Source organism: Streptomyces sp. NPDC003943 (genome assembly GCF_053605265.1).
Genome location: NZ_JBSGIW010000017.1, coordinates 81,173 through 105,585, shown reverse-complemented (window position 1 = coordinate 105,585; position 24,413 = coordinate 81,173). Strand labels below are relative to the sequence as shown.

Genomic DNA, 24,413 nt, shown 5'->3' with positions numbered 1-24,413 from the left:
GGTCGACCGCCGGCTCCGCGGCCGGGTTGGGCGTGGCGTAAGCCTCCGCCACGCCCTACGGCCCTCCGACCTTCCGACCTTCCGACCTTCCGGTCTTTCGGCCCTTCGGTTCAGCGAGAGTGACGTCGGCTCAGCGCCGGCCCTCGTCGCGGTCCGCGGCCCCTTCCGCATCGGCTTTCGCCTCGGCCTCCTTGGCCTCCACCTCGGGATCGAGGGACGCGTCGTCGTCGACCGACGACCGTGCACTCCCCTCGTCCACCTCGGTGGGCGCGGGCGGCTCGACCAGCCAGTCGGGGTTGGCCTGTTTGTCCCACCACTTCCAGGCGGCGAACGCGCCGCCGACCAGCACGCCGAGGATCAGCAGACCCTTGGCGACGCGTCCGGCCCTCGCCCGGCGCTCATGCCTCCTGATGATCATCCGAACGTCCTTCGGCGTCACCTGACCGCGCAGCGCGGCCCAGGCGGCTGTCGAACGCGACCCGGCCTCCTCGTAGAGCTCCTCGAGGACGGGACCGGTCGCGGAGACCGCGTGTTCGACACGCGGAACGGTGTAGTCGGTCGCCTGACGGGCGGCCTTACGGGTCACGGCCGCGGCACGTTGCGCGACTTCGTCGACCCGCGACGGCACGTGTGGCGCGACATACGCGTCGTACTGCAGACGTGCCTGATTACGGGCCTGTGACGCGGCCTTCGAGACCTTCGGCGCGAGGTAGACGCGCGCCTCGTGCGCGTACTGAACGGCCTGGTCCCTGGCCGAGCCGGCGTACGGCGCCACCACTTCCGCGGCGTGCAGAACGCTCTCCTTCGCCGAACCTGTCGCGGCGCGCACGCTCTCCATGCGGGTCACGGGATTCCTCCTCCTCGGTGGCGATGTCGGGTTTTCACCTTTCCATCCTTTTCGGAATCATGCCTGCCCGGCCGTTCCCCGGCATGCGGGACGGGCATCCGGGGCATGCGGCCATGCGAGGATGCGCACGAACGTGTAGTGCGTGGAGTGGTGGAGGAAGGCAGAACGTGGCCGAGCAGCTGTACGCGACCCTGAAGACCAACAAGGGGGACATCGAGATTCGGCTGCTGCCGTTCCACGCCCCCAAGACGGTCCGGAACTTCGTCGAACTCGCCCGCGGCGAGCGCGAGTGGACCCACCCGGCGACCGGCGAGAAGTCCACGGCCCCGCTCTACGACGGCACGGTCTTCCACCGGGTGATCAAGGGCTTCATGATCCAGGGCGGCGACCCGCTCGGGAACGGCACCGGCGGCCCGGGCTACGAGTTCGCCGACGAGTTCCACCCCGAGCTCTTCTTCGACAAGCCGTACCTGCTCGCGATGGCCAACGCCGGCCCGGGCACCAACGGCTCGCAGTTCTTCATCACGGTCGCCCCGACGAACTGGCTCACCCGGAAGCACACGATCTTCGGCGAGGTTGTCGGCAAGGACAGCAAGGCGGTCGTGGACGCCATCGTCGCGACCGAGACCAACCCGCGCACGGACCGCCCGGTGGACGACGTCGTCATCGAGACCGTCGTCATCGAGAGCCGCTGACACCCGCCCCCGCCGGCTCTCCGGGAACCTTCCGGGGGCCTTCCGGGAACCTTCGCGCCCCGCCCGTCCGTAAGGAGGGCGGGGCGACGTGCTGACCGCGCCCGCCGCCCGCAGACCCGTCCGTCCTCGGAGGACTCGATGCACTGCTACCGCCATCCGGACCGCGAGACCGGCATCCGCTGCACCCGCTGCGACCGGCCGATCTGTCCGGAGTGCATGGTTCCGGCCTCCGTCGGCTTCCAGTGCCCGGACTGCGTCAGGAACGGCTCGGGTACGGGCCACGCGCCGCACGTCAACCAGCCGCGGACCATCGCGGGCGGCCGGGTGTCGAAGGACGGGCGGCTCGTCACCAAGATCATCATCGCGGTCAACCTGGCACTGTTCATCGCGGTGCAGGCGGCGGGCGCCCGCTTCGTGGACGAGCTGGTCATGATCGGGTACGCCTACAACCCGGCGCTCGGCGAGGTCGTCGGCGTCGCGGACGGCGAGTGGTACCGGCTGATCACCTCGGCCTTCCTGCACCAGGAGGTCGCCCACTTCGTCTTCAACATGCTGGGGCTGTGGGTGATCGGCGGGATCGTCGAACCGGAGCTCGGCCGGATCCGCTACGCCGCCGTGTGCCTGATCTCCGGGCTCTCCGGCTCCGCGCTGGTCTATCTGCTCGACGCCCCGAACCAGGCGTCGCTCGGCGCCTCCGGGATCGTCTTCGGCCTGATCGGCTCCTGGGTGGTGCTCGCCCGGCGCCGGCGCTACGACATGCGGCCGGTCTTCCTCTTCGTGGCGATCTCGCTCGTCTTCACCTTCGCCCGGCCCGGCGTCTCCTGGGAGGCGCACATCGGCGGCCTGGTGGCCGGCGCGCTGGTGACGTACGGGCTCGTGCACGCGCCGCGGGCCAGGCGGGACCTCGTGCAGTACGGGGTCTGTGCGCTGATGCTGCTGATCGACCTGGGGATCGTGCTCGGCCGGACGGCCGCGCTCACCTGAGCGGAGAGGGCTGTGGACGAGCTTCCGGGAAAGCTTTCCCCAGAGTTATCCACAGTGTGTGTCGATCGGCACACTCTGGTCTGGACATGACCAAGCCCTCCGCCTCTGACCTGGGATTTCCGGTCAGAAGCGGAGGGCGAAGTACGTATGCGAACAGGTTCGATCAGAGGTCTCGCGGTCGTACTGGCGTCAACCTGGTGCGAGTTATCCACAGATCTTCGTAAGTTATCCAGTGCTGTGCACAACACTGTGGATAACTCAGGGCAGAGCTTTGCGCGTCACTTCCACTGCGTGGAGACGCCGAACCCGGCCGCGATGAAACCGAAGCCCACCACGATGTTCCAGTTGTTGATGGCCTTGACCGGCAGAGTGCCGTCGGTGACGTAGAAGACCACGATCCACACCAGCCCGATGGCGAACATCGCCAGCATCACCGGCGCCACCCAGCTGCGGTTCGTCAGCTTGATGGACGCGGCCTGCTTCGTCGCGGGCGGCGGCGTGTAGTCGGCCTTCTTGCGGATCCGTGACTTCGGCACGAGGGACTCTCCTGTCGATGCGCTGCGTGACCGCGCAGGGAACTGTGGCTGGCGCCGGGACGGGACGGGGGCGGGACGTGACGAAGCGGACCGCTGAGTCCCCCCGGGCGTCCGTTAGCGTAGTGGTTCCGCGGCACCGAAGGGGATCAGGGTACGTTGAGCAATTCCGCCGACTCTCCCGAACGGCCGGGCCGAAGCCTCAGGTGGCGCCCGGTCCGGGTGCTGACCGCTGCCGTCTTCGCCCTCGCCGGACTGATCTTCGTGACCAGCTTCCTCGCCGCGAAGGGCACCAACCTCCGCACCGACGCGTCGCTGCTGCGGCTCTCCGACCTGATCGAGGAGCGCAGCCACAAGAACGCCGTGCTCGACGAGAACGCCGCCGGCCTGCGCCACCAGGTCGACGCCCTCGCCGCCCGCGACGACGGCTCAACCAAGGCCCAGGACGCGCGCCTGCGCGCCCTGGAGAACGCCGCCGGCACCACCGAGACCTCCGGCCCCGGCCTCAGCGTCACCCTCAACGACGCCCCGCCGAACGCCCAGGCCGCCCCCGGCTACCCCGAGCCGCAGGCCAACGACCTGGTCATCCACCAGCAGGACCTCCAGGCCGTCGTCAACGCCCTGTGGCTGGGCGGTGCCAAGGGCATCAAGGTCATGGACCAGCGGCTCATCTCCACGAGCGCCGTGCGCTGCGTCGGCAACACCCTGATCCTCCAGGGCCGCGTCTACTCGCCGCCCTACAAGATCACCGCTGTCGGTGACCGCGACAAGCTGAACAAGGCCCTCGCCGACTCCCCGGCGATCCAGAACTACCGGCTCTACGTGAAGGCGTACGGGCTCGGCTGGAAAGTGGACGAGCACAAGGCGGTGACTCTGCCCGGCTACTCGGGCACAGTGGACCTCCACTACGCGAAGCCGGTGAGCTGACAGCGGGAGGGCCGCTTGCGTCTCGTCGTCAGGACCCTCAGCGAGCTGTGCATCACCGCCGGAGCCCTGATCGTCCTCTTTGTCGCGTACGTCATGTACTGGACCGGCGTCCAGGCCGAGGACGCCGTCGCCGGACAGCTCGACACCCTCCAGCAGGAATGGGCGGCCCGCCCCGTCGACCCCGCGCCGGCCCCGCCCCCGGGGGCCGGTACCCAGGAGGCCGCGCCCGAGCCGTACACCGCCGGCAAGGGCATCGCCGTCATGTACGTGCCCCGGCTCGGCGCGGACTGGGAGTGGCCCGTCCTGGAGGGCACCGGGCCGGGCATCCTGAAGAAGGGCCTCGGCCACTACGCCGGCACCGCCCGCCTCGGCGCCACCGGCAACTTCTCCGTCGCCGGACACCGCCGCACCCACGGCGACCCCTTCAAGGACTTCCCCCGGCTGCGCCCGGGAGACGCCGTCGTCCTCAACGACGGGACGACCTGGTACACGTACCGGATCGACCGCGCGCCCTACCGGACCGTCCCCACCGACACCGGCGTCATCGACCCCGTACCGCGCAAGTCGCCCTTCCGGAGCCCGGGCCGCTACCTCACCCTCACCACCTGCGACCCGGAGTGGGGCAGCAGCCACCGGCTGATCGTCTGGGGCCACCTGGACGCCACCCGGCCGGTCACGGCCGGTCGTCCACAGGGTTTGGACAGCTGACCCCTGACCGCCGCTGCGACCCGTACTCTGGTCCCCGTAACGAACGGAAGGGGCTGCGGACGTCATGTACGGATGGATCTGGCGGCATCTGCCGGGCAACGCCTGGGTGCGGGCGCTGATCTCGGTCGTGCTGGTCCTCGCGGTCGTCTACGTCCTCTTCCAGTACGTGTTCCCCTGGGCGGAGCCCCTGCTTCCGTTCAATGACGTGACGGTGGACGGCCAGTGAGCGCGCGAATTCTCGTCGTCGACAACTACGACAGCTTCGTCTTCAACCTCGTTCAGTACCTCTACCAGCTCGGTGCCGAGTGCGAAGTGCTCCGCAACGACGAGGTGGAGCTCTCCCACGCGCAGGACGGCTTCGACGGCGTGCTGCTGTCGCCCGGTCCCGGCGCGCCCGAGCAGGCCGGCGTGTGCATCGACATGGTGCGCCACTGCGCCGCGACCGGTGTGCCGGTCTTCGGCGTGTGCCTCGGCATGCAGTCGATGGCCGTCGCGTACGGCGGAGTCGTCGACCGGGCCCCCGAGCTGCTGCACGGCAAGACCTCCCCGGTCACGCACGAGGGCAAGGGCGTCTTCGCGGGCCTGCCTTCGCCGTTCACCGCGACCCGCTACCACTCGCTGGCCGCCGAGCCCGCCGCGCTGCCGGCCGAGCTGGAGGTCACGGCGCGCACCGAGGACGGCATCATCATGGGGCTGCGCCACCGTGAACTGCCGGTCGAAGGCGTGCAGTTCCACCCCGAGTCGGTGCTCACCGAGCACGGCCACCTGATGCTCGCCAACTGGCTGGTGGAGTGCGGCGACAAGGGAGCGGTCGCACGGTCCGCGGGGCTCGCCCCGGTGGTGGGCAAGGCCGTCGCGTGACGGCCGGGTCGCCGTGGTTCCGGGCGACGAACCCGCCCGGACCGGAAGGCGAGCCCGGCCCCGTACAGCCGCCACAGGCGCCGTACGAGGCGGAGACGGCCGTCTACGGGGCGATACCGGCCCCGGGCGGCTACGGGGCCCCTGAGCCGCCCCAGGCGCCACAGGAGGCCTATCAGGCCCCGTACGAGGACACGGCCTACCCGACCCCGACGTACGAGACGCCGTACGAGACCTCGCCGCACGGGACGGCGCCGTACGAGACGCCGTCTTACGAGGCGCCGCAACACACCTCCTCGTACGAGGCGCCACAGACACCCCCGCCCTCCTACGAGACGCCGTACGAGCCGCCGTACGACACCCCCTCGTACGAGCCCGCCCCCGAGCCCGTCGTCGACGAGGAGCCTCCCGCGCGGGCCGCCGAGCCGCTTCCCGGGCCCGGGCGGGCCGAGCGCCGCCGTGCCGCCAGGCGCAAGGGCCGCGGCGCACCCGAGCCGGCCCCCGCAGTCACCGCGCCGGAGCAGCCCGACCGGCCGCTCTCCCGCGTGGAGGCCCGGCGCGCCGCCCGCGCCGCCAAGGAGTCCTTCGGCGTCGTCCTCAGCAGGGGCGTCGGCGAGCTCTTCATCACCTTCGGCGTCGTCATGCTCCTGTTCGTCACCTACCAGTTGTGGTGGACGAACGTCCGCGCCGGACAGCAGAGCGACGAGGCCAAGCAGGAGATCGAGAACTCCTTCAACCAGGGCGGCGACCCGGCGGGAGCCTTCGAACCCGGCAAGGGCTTCGCCATCATGTACATCCCCAAGCTGGACGTCGTCGTCCCCATCGCCGAGGGCATCAGCAAGACCGAGGTCCTCGACAAGGGCATGGTCGGCCACTACGGCGAGGGCAGGCTGAAGACCGCCATGCCCGCCGACAAGCAGGGCAACTTCGCCGTCGCCGGCCACCGCAACACCCATGGCGAGCCGTTCCGTTACATCAACCAGCTGAAGCCGGGCGACCCGATCGTCGTCGAGACCCGCGACGCGTACTACACGTACGAGATGGCGAGCATCCTGCCGCAGACCTCGCCGTCGAACGTCACGGTCATCGAGCCCGTGCCGAAGCAGTCCGGCTTCAAGGGGCCCGGCCGCTACATCACCCTCACCACCTGCACGCCCGAGTTCACGAGCACCTACCGCCTGATCGTGTGGGGCAAGATGGTCGAGGAACGCCCGCGCAGCAAGGGGAAACCGGCCGCGCTCACAGGCTGACCCCTCACACTCAGGCTCAGGCTCAGGTCATTCAGGACGGGACGACGCAGTGGCACGTGCGCGCAACCGGATCGCCGGGATCATCAGCGTCTTCGGTGAACTCCTCATCACCGCGGGCCTGGTGCTCGGCCTCTTCGTCGTCTACTCGCTGTGGTGGACCAACGTCGTCGCCGACCGCGCCGCCGACAAGGAAGGCGACCAGGTCCGCGACCACTGGGCCGCCGCCGGCCCCGGCGCGCTCGACACCAAGGACGGCATCGGCTTCCTGCACGTGCCCGCCATGGGCGACGGCGAGGTCCTCGTCAAGAAGGGCACCGGCACCGACGTCCTCAACGGCGGCGTCGCCGGCTACTACACCGACCCGATCAGGGCCGCCCTCCCGCAGGACAAGCAGGGCAACTTCACGCTCGCCGCGCACCGCGACGGCCACGGCGCGAAGTTCCACAACATACACAAGCTCAGGACCGGCGACCCGATCGTCTTCGAGTCCAAGGACACCTGGTACGTCTACAAGGTCTACAAGGTCCTCCCGGAGACCACGAAGTACAACGTGGACGTCCTCAAGGCCGTCCCGGAGGAGTCCGGCAAGCACAAGCCGGGCCGCTACATCACCCTGACGACCTGCACCCCGATGTACACCTCGGACTACCGCTACATCGTGTGGGGCGAACTGGTCCGCACCCAGAAGGTCGACGCGGCGCGCACGCCGCCGGCCGAGCTGCGGTAGGCACCGCACGGTACGGAGCAAGCCCCGGCATCCATGGATGCCGGGGCTTGCTTCACGAACCGGGGTTCTTCAGCGGGTGGGGGCTGCTACTGGCCGAACCAGCCTCCGCCGCTCTTCTCCGTCTTCACGTTGACCGCCTGGTTCGGCTGGCCCGGAGTGCCGGGCTGCGGGTCCTGCTCCTTGACCTTGGCGTCGCCGCCGTTGGGGCCGTCGACGTTGCCGAGCTGGTAGCCGAACGCGGCGAGCGTGGCGCGGGCCTGGTCGAGGGTCATGCCCGTGATCGGCGGGACCGGCTGCCCGGTCGGCTGCTGCGGGCCCTTGGAGACCTTCAGCGTGATCTGGACGTCCTTCGGCTGGCCCGTGTTGCCCTTCGGGGTCTGGTCGATGACCGTGCCGGCGGGCTGGTCCGAGTCGACGTCCTGCCGGGCGATGTTGCTGAAGCCGAGCGTCTGGAGCTGCTGGACGGCCACGTCGTACTGGCGGCTGGTGACGTCCGGCAGGTTCGACTTCTGCTTCTTCGCCACGGTGATCGTGACCTTGGAGTTCTTCTCGGCCTTGGAGCCGCCGTCAGGGCTCTGCTTCAGGACCCGCCCCGGCTCCTGGTCGGACTCCTCCTCCTCGATGGAGACCTGGAAGCCCTTCTCCTTGAGCAGCTCCTCGGCCTTGTCCTGGAACTTGTCCGTGACGTCCGGGACCTCGACCTGCGGCGCGCCCTCCGACACCACGACGGAGATCGTGTCGCCGACGTTCATCTTGGCGTCCGCCGTGTACGCGGGGTTCTGGCTGCAGATCGAGCCCTTGGGCTGGTCGCAGCGCTCGCTGCCGCTCTGCTCGACCTTGACCTGCGAGTTCGTCGCGAGGCCCTGGGCCTCCTTGAACGACTTGCCGACGAGCAGCGGTACGGGCACCTGGTCCGCGTTGTCGTTGCCGGAGGTCAGCGAGCGGCCGATCAGGATCGCGCCGACGAGCACCAGGAGGCCGGCCACGGCCAGCAGTATCGTCGAGGTGTTCGACTTCTTCTGGCGGTTCTGGCGGCGGCCGCCCGTGTGGTCGTCGTAGCCGTAGCCGCCGTTGTCCGGGTTCATGGGCGGCAGCATCGTGGTCTGCGCGCCCGCCGAATCCGCCTGGCGCAGCGCCGTCGTCGGCTGGTCCTCCGGGTAGCCGCCGTAGCCGCCGCCGTAGCCGACCGCGCCCATCGCGGCGGTCGCCGCGACCGGCTGGCCGTCCAGGCACGCCTCGATGTCCGCGCGCATCTCGTCGGCGGACTGGTAGCGGTAGTCGGGGTCCTTGACCAGGGCCTTCAGGACGATGGCGTCCATCTCGGGCGTGATCTCGGGGTCGTAGACGCTCGGCGGCTGCGGCTCCTCGCGCACGTGCTGGTACGCGACGGCGACCGGCGAGTCGCCGACGAACGGCGGCCGCACGGTCAGCAGCTCGTAGAGCAGACAGCCGGTGGAGTAGAGGTCGGAGCGGGCGTCGACCTGCTCGCCCTTGGCCTGCTCCGGGGAGAGGTACTGGGCCGTGCCGATCACCGCGGCCGTCTGCGTCATGGTCATGCCCGCGTCGCCCATGGCGCGCGCGATGCCGAAGTCCATGACCTTGACCTGGCCGGTGCGGGTCAGCATGACGTTCGCCGGCTTGATGTCGCGGTGCACGATCCCGGCGCGGTGCGAGTACTCCAGCGCCTGGAGGATGCCGACGGTCATCTCCAGCGTGCGCTCGGGCAGCAGCTTGCGCCCGGAGTGCAGCAGCTCGCGCAGGGTGGACCCGTCGACGTACTCCATCACGATGTACGGGATGGAGACGCCGCCCGCTCCGGCGGCGCCGTCGTACACCATGTCTTCGCCGGTGTCGTAGACCGCGACGATCGCGGGGTGGTTCAGGGAGGCGGCCGACTGGGCCTCACGGCGGAACCGGGCCTGGAAGGACGGGTCACGGGCGAGGTCGGCCCGCAGCGTCTTCACGGCGACGGTGCGGCCGAGCCGGGTGTCGTGCGCGAGGTACACCTCGGCCATGCCACCACGGCCGAGCACCGAGCCCAGCTCGTACCGGCCGCCGAGGCGACGCGGCTCTTCCATAGCTACTCCAGCCCTCTCCGTCTGTCCCGACCGCACCCGTGTGTGGTCCGGCGGTGTGCTGTTCGCGCATACGCTACCGGCCGCGAGGAGGCGCTTCGCCCGCCGACCGCCACCTGATACCCGACCGGTACACGGCCCCGAGCGCCCCGGAACCGCTCCGGAACGGTCCCTTCCCAGGTCGCGGGCGGGGACCCGGCCGCGGGCGTGGTATCGGTCACGGTTCCGTCCGTTTCCATCCGGTCTGTCCAGTTCCGTCGGATTCCGGCCACTCTTCGGCCGGTTACCCGCTCCGGTCATCCGCTCCGGTCATCCGCTCCGTTCATTCGCCGGTCGGCGGACGGTGCCGGTCGGTCCCGGGCCGGGTTCCGGTCGGAAGGCTCAGTTGCGGTTCTTGAGGACCGCCTTCATCACGGCCTTGGCGATCGGCGCCGCCAGACCGCCACCGGAGATGTCCTCGCGGTCGATGCCGGCCGAGTCCTCGACGATCACGGCCACCGCGACCGGCGAACCCTGGTCGGTCCTCGCGTACGAGATGAACCACGCGTACGGCCGCTTCGAGTTCTTCTCGCCGTGCTGCGCCGTACCGGTCTTGCCGCCGACCTTCACGCCGCCGCCGAGGGCCGCGTTCTGGCCGGTGCCGTTCTCGACGACGTTCTCCATCATCGACTGGAGCTGCTGCGCGGTCTTCTGCGAGATCGGGCGGCTGAGCTCCTCCGGCTCCGTCTTCTTGATGACGTCCAGGTTCGGCGCCCGCAGCTCGTCGATCATGTACGGCTTCATCAGCTTGCCGTCGTTGGCGATCGCGGCCGTCACCATCGCCATCTGCAGCGGCGTCGTCGCGGTGTTGAACTGACCGATCGAGGAGAGCGCGTTGCCACCGCGGTCGGCGTTCTTGTCGTAGACCGAGGCGACGGCGCGGACCGGCACGAACTGCTCGGAGTTGAAGCCGAACTTCTGCGCCATCTCGAGCATCTTGTCGCGGCCGACGTCGTCACCGAGCTTCGCGAACACCGAGTTGCAGGAGATCCGCAGCGCCTCGTTGAGGCTGGCGTTGGCGCAGCCGGAGGCGTGGTTCTTCATCGGCATCGTCGAGAGCGGGATCTTCCAGCCCTCGGGGGTGTCCGTCGGCGCGTTGATGTCGGTGATCTTGCCGCTCTCCAGCGCCGCCGCGGCCGTGACGACCTTGAAGACGGAGCCGGGCGGGTAGATCTCGCGCAGCGCGCGGTTCAGCTTCGGCTTTTCCTTGTCCTTCTCCAGGGCGTTCCACGCCTCGGAGTCCTTGTTGTGGTAGCCGGCGAAGGAACCGGGGTCGTACGACGGCGTGGAGGCGAGCGCCAGGATCTTGCCCGTCGACGGCTCGATCGCCACGACGGCGCCCGTCTTCGAACCGAGCCCCTTGAACGCGGCCTTCTGCGCTTCCCCGCTCAGGGTGGTGACGACGTCGCCGCCCTTCTTCTTCTCGCCCGTGAACATGGCGAGCGTGCGGTCGAAGAACAGCCGGTCGTCGTTGCCGGTGAGGATGCCGTCCTCGATCTTCTCGATCTGGCTGGCGTCGAACGCCTGCGAGGCGTACCCCGTCACCGGCGCCCACATGGGGCCGTCGACGTACGTCCGCTTGAACGCGTAGAAGTCGTCACCGGAGTCGACCGAGCCGGTGATCGGCTTGCCGTCGACGATGATGTTCCCCCGCGCGTTGGAGTAGCGCTCGATCGTCACCCGCTTGTTCTTCGGGTTGGCGTTCAGCTCTTCGGCGCGGGCGAACTGCAGCCAGTTGTCCCGCAGCAGCAGGGCGAGGACCAGCAGGCCGCAGAAGATCGCGACCCGGCGCAGCGGCTTGTTCACGGACGGACCACCTGCGTCATCTCGGCGTCGGGGTTCGGGGCGGGGGAGGGCGCGGGACGGCGCGCGGTGTCGCTGATGCGGATCAGGATGCCGATCAGCGCCCAGTTGGCGATCACGGACGAACCACCGTAGGCGAGGAACGGCATCGTCATACCGGTCAGCGGGATCAGGCCCATCACACCGCCGGCCACCACGAAGATCTGCAGCGCGAACGCGCCGGACAGACCCATCGCGAGGAGCTTGCCGAACGGGTCGCGGGCGGCGAGGGCCGTGCGCACACCGCGCTCGATGATCAGCCCGTAGAAGAGCAGGAAGACCATCACGCCGGTCAGACCGAGCTCCTCGCCGACGGTGGCGAAGATGAAGTCGGAGTTGGCGGCGAAGCCGACCAGGTCGGAGTTGCCCTGGCCCAGGCCGGTGCCGAGGATGCCGCCGGAACCGAACGACATCAGCACCTGCGTCATCTGGTCACAGGCGGCGGCCATGTTCGATCCCTCGGGCGCCGTCTTCAGGCACTCGAACGGGTCGAGCCACGCGGCCACACGCGACTGCACGTGGCTCGCCGTGGAGCCGACGACGACCGCGCCCGCGGTCGACATCAGCAGACCCATCACGACCCAGCTCGTCCGCTCCGTGGCCACGTACAGCATGATCACGAACATGCCGAAGAACAGCAGCGACGTACCGAGGTCGTTCTCGAAGACCAGGATGAGCAGGCTGATCGCCCAGATCGTCAGGATCGGGCCCAGGTCACGGCCACGCGGCAGGTAGAGCCCCATGAACCGGCGGCTGGCCAGGGCCAGCGCGTCCCTCTTCACCATCAGATAGCCGGAGAAGAACACGGCCAGGACCAGCTTGGCGAACTCACCGGGCTGGATGGAGAAGCCGGCGACGTTGATCCAGATCTTGGCGCCGAAGACGTCCGCGCCGAGGCCGGGCACGAGCGGCAGCAGCAGCAGGACGAGCGCCGCGGCCATGGAGATGTACGTGTAGCGCTGCAGCACCCGGTGGTCCTTCAGGAGCAGCAGCACGCCCACGAACATCGCGATGCCGATCGCCGAGTACATCATCTGGTTCGGCGCGTCGGGGCTGAAGGTCTTGTACCGGGCGATGATCCGCGGCGACTGGTCGAGCCGCCAGATCAGCACCAGGCCGAGCCCGTTGAGCAGCGTCGCCAGCGGCAGCAGCAGCGGGTCCGCGTACGGGGCCCACTTGCGCACCACGAGATGCGCGACGCCCGCGAGCAGGGTCAGGCCGGCCCCGTACCCGAGCATGCCCGGCGGCACCTTGCCGTCGATCGCCAGACCGACGTTGAGGTACGCGAACACCGGGATGGCGACGGCGAACGCGAGCAGCGCCAGCTCGGTGTTGCGACGGCTCGGCGCCTCGATGGCGCCGATGGTGGTCGTGTTGGTGACAACGCTCATGGTGGTGAAAGGCCCCCTACGGGTCTGCTTACTGCTTGCCGCAGTTCGAGGCCAGCTTCTGCTCCTCCGCGGACAGGGTCGGTCCGGGCGACGGCGCGGCCGTGGTCGGCTTCTTGTTCGACGAGCTGGGCGACGCGGCGCCGTCGGTCGGCGGCGGGTTGCTCGCCTTGTCCGCGGCCTCCGCGGCGGCCTTGTGACGCTGCTCGGTCTTCTTGCAGGCCGACGCCTGCAGCCCGAGCTCGGCGATCTTCGTCTGCGCCTTGTCGAGGCTGCCGCCCGCGATGGTGTCCTCGACCTGCTTGCGCTGGTACGCCGGCAGGTACTTGAGTTCGATCTCGGGGTGGTCGGTCTCGACCTCCGAGAGCTTCAGCCACGCCAGGTCCTGGCTGATGCCCCGGTACAGCGCCACGTGCTCGTCCTTCGAGCCCACGAAGTACTGCGTCTGCGTCCAGCGGTATCCGCCGTAACAGCCGCCGCCGACGACGGCGAGGGCGAGCACCAGGAAGAAGGAGCGCTTCAGCCACTTCCGGCCCGCCGAACGCGGCTTGACGAAGTCGTCCTCCGTGTACGCGTCGAAGGAGCCCCGCGGCGGCATCCCGCCGTACCCGTAGCCGTGGTCCTCGCCGCTGCCGGGCGGGCCGAAGCTGCCGGCGGGCGGCTGCTGGTGCGGGGCCGGCCGGCCGAGGCCGGAGGCCCGGCCCGCGGGCGTGTGCATGGCGCCGCCGTCGTGCAGCTGCGGCTGGTTCTCGGCGACCGCGCCCACGATCACCGGGGTGTCGCTGATGTGGCCGGCGAGGGTGTCGCCGCCGTCGACGTCGAGGACGTCGGCGATGATCACCGTGATGTTGTCCGGGCCGCCGCCGCGCAGCGCGAGCTGGATCAGCTCCTGCACGGTCTCCTGCGGGCCCTGGTAGCTGGCGAGGGTCTCCTCGAGCGTCTGGTGCGAGACGACACCCGACAGGCCGTCGGAGCAGACCAGATAGCGGTCACCGGCCCGCACCTCGCGGATGGAGAGGTCCGGCTCGACGTGGTCGCCGCTGCCGAGCGCCCGCATCAGCAGCGAACGCTGCGGATGGGTGGTCGCCTCCTCCTCGGTGATCCGGCCCTCGTCGACGAGCCGCTGCACCCAGGTGTGGTCCTGCGTGATCTGCGTGAGCACGCCGTCGCGCAGCAGATAGGCGCGGGAGTCGCCCACGTGCACCAGGCCGAGGCGCTGGCCGGTCCACAGCAGGGCGGTGAGCGTGGTGCCCATGCCCTCCAGCTGCGGGTCCTCCTCGACCATCATCCGCAGTTGGTCGTTGGCGCGCTGCACCGCCGTACCCAGCGAGGTGAGGATGTCGGAGCCGGGGACGTCGTCGTCGAGCGTCACCAGCGTGGAGATCACCTCCGACGAGGCGACCTCACCGGCGGCCTGGCCGCCCATGCCGTCGGCGATCGCGAGCAGCCGGGGACCGGCGTAGCCGGAATCCTCGTTGCCCTCGCGGATCATGCCCTTGTGCGAGCCCGCGGCGAAACGCAGTGAAAGACTCATGCCCACCTGCCCTGTCGGCGCCGCCTGGGGGTGCCGCCGGTCTCGAGCCACACTGCCCACCCTCCGGTCGCTCCGGTCGGGAGCCCGTACCCGCCCTGGCCCGCTGCCCGGGCTGCCGCGCGGTTCCCGGGGCGGCCCGTCGTGGGGACCGTCCCGGCGCGCCTGCTCCGCTCGCTCATTGTCGTACTACTTCCGCAGCTCGATGACGGTCTTGCCGATGCGGATCGGCGCGCCCAGCGGAATCGGGGTGGCGGTGGTGAGGCGGGTCCGGTCGAGATACGTGCCGTTGGTGGACCCGAGGTCCTCGACGATCCACTGACCGTCCCGGTCCGGGTAGATCCTGGCGTGCCGGCTGGAGGCGTAGTCGTCGTCCAGCACGATCGTCGAGTCGTGTGCCCGGCCCAGCGTGATGGTCTGGCCCTGCAGGGCGACCGTCGTGCCGGTGAGGGTGCCCTCGGAGACGACGAGCTTGGTCGGCGCGCCGCGGCGCTGCCGCCCGGCCGCCGCGCTCGGCTGGCCGCCGCGCTGCTGCGGGGGCGCGGCCTGCTGCCGCCCGCCCTGCTGAGGGCGCGCCTCGGCACGGCGGGAACCTCGCTGGGTGACCCGCGTGCCGAACAGGTCGCTACGGATGACCTGGACGGCCACGATGACGAACAGCCACAGAACGGCCAGGAAACCCAGCCGCATGACCGTCAGGGTCAGCTCTGACATTGCCCCCGCTTCACCCTTCGGCTTGCCGGTAAACGATGGTGGTGCTGCCCACGACGATCCGCGAGCCGTCGCGGAGCGTAGCGCGGGTGGTGTGCTGCCCGTCCACCACGATGCCGTTGGTGGACCCGAGATCCGCGATCGTCGAGGGCGTTCCGGTCCGGATCTCGCAGTGCCGGCGCGAGACGCCGGGATCGTCGATCCTCACGTCCGCGTCGGTGCTGCGGCCGAGGACCAGGGTCGGGCGGGAGATCTGGTGACGCGTGCCGTTGATCTCGATCCAGCGGCGCACCTGGCCGCCGCCGCCCGCGGTGGGCGCCGGCGGACGGTGCGCGGGCATGGCCGGGGCGCCGGGCGGCGGGGCCGCGGGCATCGGCGGAGCGCCGGCCGGCGGGTAGCCGTAGCCGCCGCGGGCCGGCTGCTGCGCGTGGCCCTGGCCCGGGTGCTGGCCGGGGTGCTGGGGCTGGCCGGTGGGCGGCTGCGGCTGTGACGAACTCGACGCGAGCGTGCGGCTGCGCACCCGGTACAGACCGGTGTCGAGGTCGTCGGCCTTCTCCAGGTGGACCTTGATCGGGCCCATGAAGGTGTACCGCTGCTGCTTGGCGTAGTCCCTGACCAGGCCGGCGAGCTCGTCGCCGAGCTGCCCCGAGTAGGGGCTGAGGCGCTCGTAGTCCGGCGCGCTCAGCTCCACGATGAAGTCGTTGGGGACGACGGTCCGCTCGCGGTTCCAGATCGTCGCGTTGTTGTCGCACTCGCGCTGGAGCGCGCCGGCGATCTCGACGGGCTGGACCTCGGACTTGAAGACCTTGGCGAAGGTGCCGTTGACGAGACCTTCGAGTCGCTGCTCGAACCGCTTCAGGACTCCCATGGGGCACCTCCTCCGTCGTTGTCGTCCTGGTACTGCTTACTGATCGTATCCACGCGTCGGGAAATCGGCTGGTTCCCCTTCTCTGCCCTGTGGACGAGTGTCACCTCTCACAGGCATTCCGCCAGGCTTTCCCCACGGATCGTAGAGGCGGCCTGTGGACAGTGTCCCGCACCGGGCGTTGGAGCAGGAGGGTCTGGTGCGTCACCTGTCTCACCCTGTCCCCCCGTCTCCCCCCGTTCTCCCGTCCCATCCCTCTCCCGCACCCGTCTCCTGACTCTCCTCCTGACGCACCTCCCGCCTCTTCTCCCGCCTCTTCTCCAGCCCCTTCCCTGCCTCCTCCTCCGTCCCTGCCCCGTCCCTGCCCTGCCCCTGCCCCGTCCCTTCCCTGCCCTTTCCCTGCCTCTGTCCTGCCTCTGTCCTTGGTCGGTCGGGGCGGGGGCGAAACAACGGATGTGAATCCACGGCCTGCGACGTGCTAATCTTCAGATGTCGCCAGGCGAACGAACCGAAAGGGGAGGGAGCCGGGAGACCACCCAATGCGCGGGTGGCGGAATAGGCAGACGCGCTGGATTCAGGTTCCAGTGCCCGCAAGGGCGTGGGGGTTCAACTCCCCCCTCGCGCACCAGACGGAAGCCCCGTAGGTCCAAGACCTACGGGGCTTCCGCGTTGTTGTCGCCCTGTTCGTTCTCCTTCCGCGTGGCGTTCGTCGACCTTCGTCGGTGCGGGGAACGACGAAAGAGGAACGCGGACGGGCCGGGCCGGTGCCTATCGTTCGGGCGTGGAAGCTCGTACGAAGATCCGCGATGTCATGAACATCCGGACCGTCAGGTCGTGGCCGGCCGCCGCGTGGCACTGGTTCGTGGTGCCCGGGCACTGGTCGCGCCGCAGGACCGCGGGCGAGCTGGTGCTCGCGGTCGTCATGGCGCTGCTGGCCGCCGGCACGCAGGAACTCATCGGCGGGGAGGGCTGGAAGACCGCCGCGGTCGCGGTGGCCTCCGCCGTGCTCTCGCTGGTGCGGCGCCGGCTGCCCGCGAGTGTGCTGGTCGTCACATCGCTCCTCGCGCCGTTCATACCGGGCTTCCTGGCGCTGCTGATCCTCATCGGCTGGTCGGCGGGCCGCTACATCGCGGGCGCCGGGCGGGCGCTCGCCGCCTTCTCCACCGCGTACGCGCTGAACATCGTGGCCACGCTGCTCGAGGCGTGGGACCAGCACCGGATGCTGACGGTGTCGTTCGTCTCGACGCTGTACTTCCTCGGTACGACGCTGGCGCCCGGCCTCGCCCACCGCTACTGGACCCAGCGGCGGACCCTGCTGCACGCCCTGCAGGAGCGCAACGTGCAGCTGCTCCGGGAGCGGGCCATGCTCGTCGGGCAGGCCAGGATGCGGGAGCGGCAGCGCATCGCCCAGGACATGCACGACAGCCTCGGCCACCAGCTGGCGCTGATCTCCGTGCACACCGGCGCCTTGGAGGTCGACCCGCACCTGACCGACCGTCAACGGCAGGCGGTCGCGGTGCTGCGCAACGCCTCGGTGGACGCCATGCACGAACTGCGCGAGGTAGTCGGCATCCTGCGCGACGGCGTGGAGGCCCCCGACGACGGCCAGGGCGTCCCGGTCCTGCCGCCCGGCGACGAGACGGGCAAGGCCGCGCGCGGCACCGCCGGCATCGAGGGGCTCGTGACGGCCGCCCGGCACGCCGGGACCACGATCGGCCTGACCCGGCACGGCGACGCCCGGGCGCTCGCGCCGGCCGTCGACCACGCCGCGTACCGGATCGTGCAGGAGGGCCTGACGAACGCGTACAAGTACGCGCCGGGCGCCACGATCGCCGTCGAGGTGCGCTACGAGCCCGACGCGTTCATCGTCGAGGTCTTCAACGAGGACCCGGCCGAGAAGCCCGTCGGGGTCGTCAGCGGCGGCCAGGGCCTCACCGGACTGCACGAGCGGGCCCGGCTGGTCGGCGGCATGATCCACGCCGGACCCGCGGACGGCGGCGGCTTCCGGGTCGCCGGCGTACTGCCGTACGGGGCGGTGGAGGCCGCGCCGTACATGGACCCGTTCGCCGTCCCGGACGACGACAACCCGTACGCGGCGCCTTCCGTCGCGCCTTTCGTCGATGCGGCCGACGACTTCCGGCAGCAGAGGAAGGGACCCCCGCGCGGCCATCGTGGTCGGGTCGCAGTCGGACCGTCCGACTGGACGGTGAGCGAGCGGGAGCTGGCGATGGCGATGCAGGCAGGCAGGGGTCGGAGCACGGGCGCCGGGATCGCGATCGGCTGCGGGATAGCGGTCGCCGCGGTGGTGCTGCTGATCGTGGCGGCGGGCTTCGGTCTGTTCTTCGGGGTGAAGAACGCGATGAGCGACGGAATGATCGACCAGGGACAGTACGACGCGGTCACCATCGGCCAGAGCGAGAAGGACGTCCGCGACAGCCTTCCTTCGGGGGACACCATCGCCACCACCGGCCTGCACGGAAAGGGCCCCAAGGAGCCCGAGGGATCCAAGTGCCTGGTGCTGATGAGCGCCGAGATCGGCGACGACCCGGAGGGGGAGCCGGTTTTCCGGTTCTGCTTCAAGGACGGCAAGCTGATCGAGAAGAAGTCGTACGACGTGGTGCGCTAGCGCGGACCGGCGCCGGAGGCGAGCGGCCAGTGGCCGACGCCGTGGCCGGCTGCGGGACGCGCCCGGGCGAACCGGTAGCCGGTGGGGAGTGGCTGTGGCTGGGGCAGGGGCGGGGCAGCGGATCAGGGTCGTGATCGCCGATGACGAACCGCTGATCAGGGCGGGCATCCGGATGATCCTCACCTCCGACCAGGAGATCGAGGTCGTCGCGGAGGCCGTCAACGGCCGGGAGGCGGTCGACCTGTCGCGCGCGCACGCGGCGGACGTGCTGCTGCTCGACATCCAGATGCCCGTCCTCGACGGCCTGTCCGCCCTGCCGGAGCTGCGCCGTGCGGCGCCCGCGACCCGGGTGATCGTGCTGACCACCTTCGGCGAGCGGGAGAACGTGCTGCGGGCCCTGGAGCACGGCGGCGCCGGGTTCCTGCTCAAGGACACCGCCCCGGCCGAGCTGATCCGGGCCGTGCGGGCCGCCGCGGCGGGCGACGCCTATCTGTCGCCGGCCGCCACCCGGCATGTGGTCGAGCGGCTCGCCTCGGGCCGGGAGGCGGCCCGCGCCGAGGAGGCACGCGGCCGGCTGACGGCGCTCAGCGAGCGCGAGCGCGAGGTGCTCGCGCTGCTCGGGGAGGGCCTCTCCAACGCGGACGCGGGACGGCGGCTGCACATGAGCGAGGCCACGGTGAAGACGTATGTGAGCCGGATCCTGGCCAAGCTGGGCTGCGAGAACCGGGTGCAGGCGGCGCTGCTGGCCCGGGACGCCGGCCTGTAGCCGCCCGGGAGCCCTGGTAGGGCGGCGTCGGGTGGTCAGGCCGTGGTGTCGGGGGTGGGGAGGCCGGCGTCGCCCGCCGCGTTGTAGCGGAGCAGATAGCCGGCGAAGGCGGCGAGGTCCTCGGCGGACCAGTCCTTGAGGCGTTCCTCGTACGCGGCGAGGCGGCTGGCCTGCGTCGAGGCGAGGACCTGGGTACCCGCCTCGGTGGGGTGCAGGACCTGGACCCGGTGGTCGTCCGGGTCGGGACGCCGCTCGACCAGACCGAGCTTCTCCAGGGTCGCGATCTGCCGGCTGACCGTCGACTTGTCCAGGAGGTAGTGGGCGGCGAGGTCGGTGGCCCGGCAGCCCTTCTGGTCGTCGATATGGGCCAGGAGCGTGTACGAGACGAGCGGCAGCTCCGGGTGGAGCCGGGCCGCGGCGGCCCGGGCCCGGCGGGCGAAGGCCGTCAGTTCCCGCTGGATGGTGTCGAGAGAGGTCTCCCGCGCGCCGCCGCTCATGGTGGCTCCTAGGTGCTGCCGTGGGGGTGCTGCTGTGTGTGGGGGGGGCATTCGCGACACCCGCCCTGTCGGTTGTATAGTACAACGTTGTTTAGTTGTAAAAGCCAACCATGGAGGTTCAGGTGTCCGCAGGACCCACCACCAAGGGAGCATTGCGCCACGTCCTCGGGCATCTGCTCACCCCGCTGCTGATGTGCGTCGGCATGGGCCTCGCCTACCTCGGTGCCTTCCACGCCCCGGAACCCCACGATCTGCGCGTCGACATCGTCGGCTCCGGCCCCCAGGTGCAGGTCCTCGCCCAGACCCTCCAGGACAAGGGAGCCGGCGCGCTCGACGTCCGTACGGTCCCTGACCGAGCCACCGCCACCGCCGCCCTGCGCGACCAGTCCAGCTTCGGCGCGTACATCCCGGGCGCGGGCGCAGGTGCGAGGGCGGGTGAGGAGACGGGCGCGGCCAGGGGCACGGGCGCGGGTGCCCGTTCGCCTGAGCTGCTGGTCGCCTCCGCCGCCTCCGACACCAGCGCCATGGCCGTCGAGAAGGTCTTCACCAAGGTCGCCGCCACCCAGGGCGAACCCCTCAAGGTCACCGACGTCGCCCCCGTCTCCTCGGGTGACCCCACCGGCCAGGGCGTCTTCTTCCTCCTCGTCGCCCTCAGCATCGGCTCCTACGCCTCCGTGGCCGTCATCGGCGGCGCCGGAGCCGTACTGCCCATGCGCATCCGGGCACTCCTCGCCGCCGGCATGTCGCTCGTCGTCAGCCTCGTCGGCGCCGTCTTCGCCGGACCCCTCTTCCACCTCGTCGACCACGGCCTCGGCGGCGTCTGGGCGCTGTCCTGGCTGTACAGCGCGGGCATCCTGTTCATCGGCGTCGGACTGCACACGTATCTGAAGCGGTGGACCACCCTCGGCGTGATGGTGCTGTTCGTGATGCTCAACTTCACCAGCTCCGGCGGCATCTACCGGCCCGAACTCCAGCCCGGCTTCTTCGGCTCGCTGCACGCGTTCTGGAACGGCGCCGGATTCGTGGAGGGCGTCCGCGGCCACGTCTACTTCGACGGCCACGCGCTGGGCGGCAACGTCCTCGTCCTCGGGCTGTGGTTCCTCACCGGTCTGATCCTCGTCGCCGCCGCCGGATTCACCGAGAGCCGCCGCCGGGCCGCCGCCGTGCCCGCGCCACGCGCCGAGACCGCCGCCGCCGTCACCGCCGACGCTGCCGCGGCCGCCGAGGCCGAGGAGGAGATGGAGGAGGCGGTCGGCGTCTGAGCGCTGCGAACCGGGCCGCCGAAGTTGTCCACAGGCCGTTGTCCACAGGGGGAGACGGCCTGATGGCCCCGGCTGTACCGTCATGCCCAGTCGACCGAGTTGATGTTGGTCAGCCGGTCGGCACAGGCACGACAGCGAACAGCGGGGGAGGGCGTCCGATGGACGAGACCACGACAGCGGTACCGGAACAGCGCGGGCACGAGCGCACCGCCGACAGCGGCGCCGTCATCACCGTCGACGGCGCCGCCCTCACGATCGGCGGCAGCGGCAGCGGCAGCGGCACCGGCAGCCAGGCTCGTATCCCGCATGTCCCCGGCTTCGCCCGGCGCACCGCCGGCACCACCGCGGCCGACGCCACCACCGCCACCGCCCGGCAGCGGGGCAAGGAGCTCCGGCAGCGCGTCCCCCGCTCCGCGCACGCCCACCTCGAAGCCGTCCCCGGCCGGCCCGACGCCGTGGGCGCCGTCGAGGAGTCCAGCCGGGGCCGCGTACCCGAACTCACGCCGATCAGGGTCGGCCGCATGGCGGCCAGCCCCTTCGCCTTCCTCCGCGGCTCCGCCGGACTCATGGCCCACGACCTCACCGGCGCCCCCGTCACCGGCATAGCCGCCCAGCTCTGCGGCGACGCCCATGCCGCCAACTTCGGCCTCTACGGAGACGCCCGAGGACGACTCGTCATCGACCTCAACGACTTCGACGAGACCGTCGTCGGCCCCTGGGAATGGGACCTCAAACGCCTCGCCACCTCCCTCGTCCTCGCCGGACGCGAGGCCGGCGCCGACGAGGACACCTGCCGCGCCGCCGCCTTCGACACCGTCGGCGCCTACCGCCGCACCATGCGGCTGCTCGCCAAGCTCCCCGCCCTCGACGCCTGGAACGCGATCGCCGACGAGGAACTCGTCTCCCACACCGACGCCCGCGACCTCATAGGCACCCTCGAACGCGTCGAGGCCAAGGCCCGCAACAACACCAGCGCACGGTTCGCCGCCCGCTCCACCGAAGCCGTCGCGGACGCCGAGGGCGGCGGCAGACGCTTCGTCGACGCGCCCCCGGTGCTGCGCCGGGTCGGCGACGCCGAGGCCGCGGCCGTAGCCGCCGCCCTCGGCCCCTACCTCGACACCGTCTCCGAGGACCGGCGGCCGCTGCTCGCCCGGTACGCCGTCCACGACGTGGCCTTCCGCGTCGTCGGCACCGGCAGTGTCGGCACCCGCTCCTATGTGGTGCTGCTCCTCGACCACCGTGGCGAACCGCTGGTCCTCCAGGTCAAGGAGGCCCGACCCTCCGCACTGCTGCCCCACCTGCCGGCCGTCGGCTTCACCACGCCCGACACCGGACACGAAGGCCGGCGCGTGGTGCTCGGACAGAAGCGGATGCAGGTCGTCAGCGACATCCTGCTCGGCTGGACCACGGTCGAGGGCCGGCCCTTCCAGGTACGGCAGTTCCGCAACCGCAAGGGCAGCGTCGACCCCGCCGCCCTGACCGCCGACCAGTTCGACGACTACGGCCGCATGACCGGCGCCCTGCTCGCCCGCGCCCACGCCCACAGCGCCGACCCGCGCCTGATAGCCGGCTACTGCGGCAAGAACGAGGAGCTCGACGACGCCGTCGCCACCTTCGCCGTCACCTACGCGGACCGCACCACAGCGGACCACGCCGACCTCCTGTCGGCCATCCGTACGGGCCGCATAGCGGCGGAGACCGGCGTCTGAGTCGACGACGCCCGGCTGCAGAGCCACAGCAGGACCAAGACCAGGGGGAGAAGGGGGAGGGGAGGGGGAGGGAGGGGGGGGAGGCCCCCCTGGAGGACCGTACGCTGGGTGGGACCAGCCGGAACAAGGACGTGGACGGGCGTGGACGTGAGCGTGGACCAGGGCGTGGGTGGCGAGTCCCAGGACCGGCCCCAGGGCGAACCGGGTGCGGGCGGGCAGCCCGTCGGCGAACACCTTCCCGGCGCCGACCAGACGGGCGGTGCGCCGGCCGCCGGCGACCTGCATGCGGGCGACCTGTCCGAGGATGACCGGCCCGAGGGTGACCTGTCCGAGGGTGATCGGCCCGCAGGTGATCGGCCCGAGGGCGGGCAGGATGGTGGCGAGCGGCCCGAGGCGCGGCTGGATCAGGCTGTCCGGGTCGCGGAGCAGGCGCTGATCGAGTTCGAGATCGCGGTGGAGACGTTCCGGGTCGAGGTGGAGAACTTCTCCCGGCTGCACCACCAGAGGCTGGGCCCGATGTACGCGCGGCTGGACGAGCTGGACGCGCAGATCGCGGAGGCGAAGGCGGCGCGGACCGGCGACCCGGAGGATGTGCGGCGGGCGCGGGAGGCGCGGGCGGCGGTCCTGCCGATGCCCGGGGTCGAGGAGCTGTTCGACGACTGGATCGACTCCGAGGGGCTTTCGGCGGAGGCGTCGGCGATGCTGACGGAGCGGTCGGTGCAGCCGCCGAAGCGCGTGCGGCCGTCGGACGAGGCGCGGAAGCTGTACCGGGATCTGGCGCGGCAGGCGCATCCGGATCTGGCGCGGGAAGAGGACGAGCGCAAGCGGCGCGAGGAGTTCATCACGCGGGTGAACGCGGCCTACGCCCGGGGCGACGAGGCGCTGCTGCGTGAGCTGGCGGCGGAGTGGGCGGCGGGGCCGGTGCCGGAGGTGCGGCTCAGCGAGGCCGAGGAGCTGTACGCGCGTCTCGAATGGCTGGCGCAGCGCAAGGAGATGCTGTCGCTGGTCGCGCGGGAGCTGGAGGAGAGCGCGATCGGCGCGATGCTGCGGCTGGCGCCGGACGACCCGGACCGGCTGCTGGAGGAGATCGCGGAGCAGCTGCGTACGCAGGTCGCCGAGCGTGAGTCGGAGCTTGCGGCGCTCCTTCAGTAGGCGGTGTGCAGTAGGTTCGATGGTGGTGCGCCCGGGTGTGGCGCGGAGTTTGCAGAGAGAAGGCCAGGTCCATGAATTTCGCCCCGCTGCCGTCGGTCGACGTGGCTGCCGTACCGGCCGATGCTCTGGTGCTCGACGTCCGTGAGGACGACGAGTGGGCGGCCGGTCATGTCGAGGGTGCGCTGCACGTGCCGATGAGCGACTTCGTGGCGCGGTTCGGTGAGGTGACCGAGGCCGTGGCCGACGGGCGTCGGGCGTTCGTGATGTGCCGGGTGGGCGGCCGGTCGGCGCAGGTCACGCAGTACCTGGTGCAGCAGGGCATCGACGCGGTGAACGTCGACGGCGGCATGCTGGCCTGGGACGGTGCGGGGCGCCCGATGGTGACGGACAGCGGAAACCCCGCCTTCGTGCTGTAGTTCCC

Annotated in this window: 23 protein-coding genes and 1 tRNA gene; 15 read left to right on the top strand and 9 right to left on the bottom strand. The window is 70.7% G+C overall.

Translation table 11 applies throughout. From position 1 onward, the window contains the following. Positions 1-130: 130 nt before the first annotated feature. Positions 131-847 (bottom strand): DUF5324 family protein, encoded by a 717-nt coding sequence (locus ACWEV0_RS10600; protein ID WP_453148287.1) that lies wholly within the window; start codon positions 845-847, stop codon positions 131-133. Between the two features lie 167 nt (positions 848-1,014). Here ACWEV0_RS10600 and ACWEV0_RS10595 point away from each other — a divergent pair, with 167 nt between their 5' ends. Both ACWEV0_RS10595 and ACWEV0_RS10590 read left to right on the top strand, forming a co-directional pair. After that, positions 1,015-1,542, top strand: coding sequence for a peptidylprolyl isomerase (locus ACWEV0_RS10595; protein WP_453148285.1), 528 nt, complete (start codon positions 1,015-1,017; stop codon positions 1,540-1,542). A gap of 138 nt (positions 1,543-1,680) precedes the next feature. Then, on the top strand, positions 1,681-2,526 hold the full coding sequence (locus tag ACWEV0_RS10590) for a rhomboid family intramembrane serine protease (RefSeq protein WP_453148283.1): 846 nt from the start codon (positions 1,681-1,683) through the stop codon (positions 2,524-2,526). Positions 2,527-2,804: 278 nt separating this feature from the next. Here ACWEV0_RS10590 and crgA read toward each other — a convergent pair whose 3' ends face one another. Further along, on the bottom strand, positions 2,805-3,062 hold the full coding sequence (gene crgA / locus ACWEV0_RS10585) for a cell division protein CrgA (RefSeq protein ID WP_389210809.1): 258 nt from the start codon (positions 3,060-3,062) through the stop codon (positions 2,805-2,807). Positions 3,063-3,218: 156 nt separating this feature from the next. Between crgA and ACWEV0_RS10580 the strand changes: the two genes are divergently transcribed. From ACWEV0_RS10580 to ACWEV0_RS10555, 6 genes are all read left to right on the top strand, one after another. Further along, positions 3,219-3,986 carry a DUF881 domain-containing protein gene (locus ACWEV0_RS10580; protein WP_453148281.1) on the top strand — a complete coding sequence of 256 codons (768 nt, stop codon included), beginning with the start codon at positions 3,219-3,221 and terminating at the stop codon, positions 3,984-3,986. A 15-nt stretch (positions 3,987-4,001) separates the two neighbouring features. Continuing rightward, on the top strand, positions 4,002-4,694 hold the full coding sequence (locus tag ACWEV0_RS10575; protein ID WP_453148279.1) for a class E sortase: 693 nt from the start codon (positions 4,002-4,004) through the stop codon (positions 4,692-4,694). A 64-nt stretch (positions 4,695-4,758) separates the two neighbouring features. After that, entirely contained in the window at positions 4,759-4,920 is a 162-nt protein-coding gene (locus ACWEV0_RS10570) for a hypothetical protein (protein ID WP_030685828.1), read from the top strand. After that, positions 4,917-5,555 carry an aminodeoxychorismate/anthranilate synthase component II gene (locus tag ACWEV0_RS10565; protein WP_451609355.1) on the top strand — a complete coding sequence of 213 codons (639 nt, stop codon included), beginning with the start codon at positions 4,917-4,919 and terminating at the stop codon, positions 5,553-5,555. The genes ACWEV0_RS10570 and ACWEV0_RS10565 overlap by 4 nt, the downstream gene beginning before the upstream one ends. Then, positions 5,552-6,802, top strand: a complete 1,251-nt coding sequence (locus ACWEV0_RS10560) for a class E sortase (protein WP_453148276.1) — start codon at positions 5,552-5,554, stop codon at positions 6,800-6,802. The genes ACWEV0_RS10565 and ACWEV0_RS10560 overlap by 4 nt, the downstream gene beginning before the upstream one ends. A 49-nt stretch (positions 6,803-6,851) precedes the next feature. Next, positions 6,852-7,529, top strand: a complete 678-nt coding sequence (locus tag ACWEV0_RS10555) for a class E sortase (protein ID WP_453148275.1) — start codon at positions 6,852-6,854, stop codon at positions 7,527-7,529. Between the two features lie 86 nt (positions 7,530-7,615). Here ACWEV0_RS10555 and pknB read toward each other — a convergent pair whose 3' ends face one another. From pknB to ACWEV0_RS10525, 6 genes are all read right to left on the bottom strand, one after another. Next, positions 7,616-9,607 carry a Stk1 family PASTA domain-containing Ser/Thr kinase gene (gene pknB, locus ACWEV0_RS10550; RefSeq protein ID WP_453148273.1) on the bottom strand — a complete coding sequence of 664 codons (1,992 nt, stop codon included), beginning with the start codon at positions 9,605-9,607 and terminating at the stop codon, positions 7,616-7,618. Between the two features lie 378 nt (positions 9,608-9,985). Then, complete coding sequence (locus tag ACWEV0_RS10545) at positions 9,986-11,449, bottom strand: penicillin-binding transpeptidase domain-containing protein (protein WP_453148271.1); 1,464 nt, start codon at positions 11,447-11,449, stop codon at positions 9,986-9,988. After that, a complete protein-coding gene (locus ACWEV0_RS10540) occupies positions 11,446-12,876 on the bottom strand; it encodes an FtsW/RodA/SpoVE family cell cycle protein (protein WP_403794266.1) in 1,431 nt (476 codons plus the stop codon). Before ACWEV0_RS10540 ends, ACWEV0_RS10545 begins: the two co-directional genes overlap by 4 nt. Before the next feature lie 28 nt (positions 12,877-12,904). Beyond that, positions 12,905-14,407, bottom strand: coding sequence for a Stp1/IreP family PP2C-type Ser/Thr phosphatase (locus ACWEV0_RS10535; RefSeq protein ID WP_453148269.1), 1,503 nt, complete (start codon positions 14,405-14,407; stop codon positions 12,905-12,907). A 186-nt stretch (positions 14,408-14,593) separates the two neighbouring features. After that, positions 14,594-15,118, bottom strand: a complete 525-nt coding sequence (locus ACWEV0_RS10530) for an FHA domain-containing protein FhaB/FipA (protein ID WP_453148267.1) — start codon at positions 15,116-15,118, stop codon at positions 14,594-14,596. 10 nt (positions 15,119-15,128) lie between these two features. Beyond that, positions 15,129-15,983, bottom strand: coding sequence for an FhaA domain-containing protein (locus ACWEV0_RS10525; RefSeq protein WP_453148265.1), 855 nt, complete (start codon positions 15,981-15,983; stop codon positions 15,129-15,131). A 538-nt stretch (positions 15,984-16,521) separates the two neighbouring features. Here ACWEV0_RS10525 and ACWEV0_RS10520 point away from each other — a divergent pair. The 3 genes from ACWEV0_RS10520 to ACWEV0_RS10510 all read left to right on the top strand — a co-directional run bounded on the left by ACWEV0_RS10520 (position 16,522) and on the right by ACWEV0_RS10510 (position 19,372). After that, positions 16,522-16,608, top strand: a tRNA-Leu gene (locus tag ACWEV0_RS10520). Positions 16,609-16,761: 153 nt separating this feature from the next. Next, positions 16,762-18,606: a sensor histidine kinase gene (locus ACWEV0_RS10515; protein WP_453148263.1), complete on the top strand. Its 1,845-nt coding sequence runs from the start codon at positions 16,762-16,764 to the stop codon at positions 18,604-18,606. 130 nt (positions 18,607-18,736) lie between these two features. After that, the gene (locus tag ACWEV0_RS10510; RefSeq protein WP_403794257.1) at positions 18,737-19,372 is read left to right on the top strand and encodes a response regulator transcription factor; all 636 of its coding nucleotides are present in this window, start codon (positions 18,737-18,739) and stop codon (positions 19,370-19,372) included. Between the two features lie 35 nt (positions 19,373-19,407). On the opposite strand, the gene ACWEV0_RS10505 is transcribed toward ACWEV0_RS10510, so the two are convergent. Then, positions 19,408-19,869 carry a MarR family winged helix-turn-helix transcriptional regulator gene (locus ACWEV0_RS10505; RefSeq protein ID WP_453148261.1) on the bottom strand — a complete coding sequence of 154 codons (462 nt, stop codon included), beginning with the start codon at positions 19,867-19,869 and terminating at the stop codon, positions 19,408-19,410. 122 nt (positions 19,870-19,991) lie between these two features. Here ACWEV0_RS10505 and ACWEV0_RS10500 point away from each other — a divergent pair, with 122 nt between their 5' ends. The 4 genes from ACWEV0_RS10500 (at position 19,992) to ACWEV0_RS10485 (ending at position 24,408) form a co-directional block, all read left to right on the top strand. Then, a complete protein-coding gene (locus ACWEV0_RS10500) occupies positions 19,992-21,131 on the top strand; it encodes a hypothetical protein (protein ID WP_453148259.1) in 1,140 nt (379 codons plus the stop codon). Positions 21,132-21,289: 158 nt separating this feature from the next. After that, a complete protein-coding gene (locus ACWEV0_RS10495) occupies positions 21,290-22,840 on the top strand; it encodes a DUF2252 domain-containing protein (protein ID WP_453148257.1) in 1,551 nt (516 codons plus the stop codon). Positions 22,841-23,164: 324 nt separating this feature from the next. Next, positions 23,165-23,992: a hypothetical protein gene (locus ACWEV0_RS10490; protein ID WP_453148292.1), complete on the top strand. Its 828-nt coding sequence runs from the start codon at positions 23,165-23,167 to the stop codon at positions 23,990-23,992. A gap of 71 nt (positions 23,993-24,063) precedes the next feature. Continuing rightward, positions 24,064-24,408 carry a rhodanese-like domain-containing protein gene (locus tag ACWEV0_RS10485; protein ID WP_453148255.1) on the top strand — a complete coding sequence of 115 codons (345 nt, stop codon included), beginning with the start codon at positions 24,064-24,066 and terminating at the stop codon, positions 24,406-24,408. Positions 24,409-24,413 lie beyond the last annotated feature (5 nt).

Coding starts and splice junctions, on each gene's coding strand:
- ACWEV0_RS10495 (WP_453148257.1), top strand. CDS start 21,290: ATGGACGAGACCACGACAGCGGTACCGGAACAGCGCGGGCACGAGCGC.
- ACWEV0_RS10530 (WP_453148267.1), bottom strand. CDS start 15,118: ATGTCAGAGCTGACCCTGACGGTCATGCGGCTGGGTTTCCTGGCCGTT.
- ACWEV0_RS10570 (WP_030685828.1), top strand. CDS start 4,759: ATGTACGGATGGATCTGGCGGCATCTGCCGGGCAACGCCTGGGTGCGG.
- ACWEV0_RS10485 (WP_453148255.1), top strand. CDS start 24,064: ATGAATTTCGCCCCGCTGCCGTCGGTCGACGTGGCTGCCGTACCGGCC.
- ACWEV0_RS10540 (WP_403794266.1), bottom strand. CDS start 12,876: ATGAGCGTTGTCACCAACACGACCACCATCGGCGCCATCGAGGCGCCG.
- ACWEV0_RS10505 (WP_453148261.1), bottom strand. CDS start 19,869: ATGAGCGGCGGCGCGCGGGAGACCTCTCTCGACACCATCCAGCGGGAA.
- pknB (WP_453148273.1), bottom strand. CDS start 9,607: ATGGAAGAGCCGCGTCGCCTCGGCGGCCGGTACGAGCTGGGCTCGGTG.
- ACWEV0_RS10535 (WP_453148269.1), bottom strand. CDS start 14,407: ATGAGTCTTTCACTGCGTTTCGCCGCGGGCTCGCACAAGGGCATGATC.
- ACWEV0_RS10525 (WP_453148265.1), bottom strand. CDS start 15,983: ATGGGAGTCCTGAAGCGGTTCGAGCAGCGACTCGAAGGTCTCGTCAAC.
- ACWEV0_RS10590 (WP_453148283.1), top strand. CDS start 1,681: ATGCACTGCTACCGCCATCCGGACCGCGAGACCGGCATCCGCTGCACC.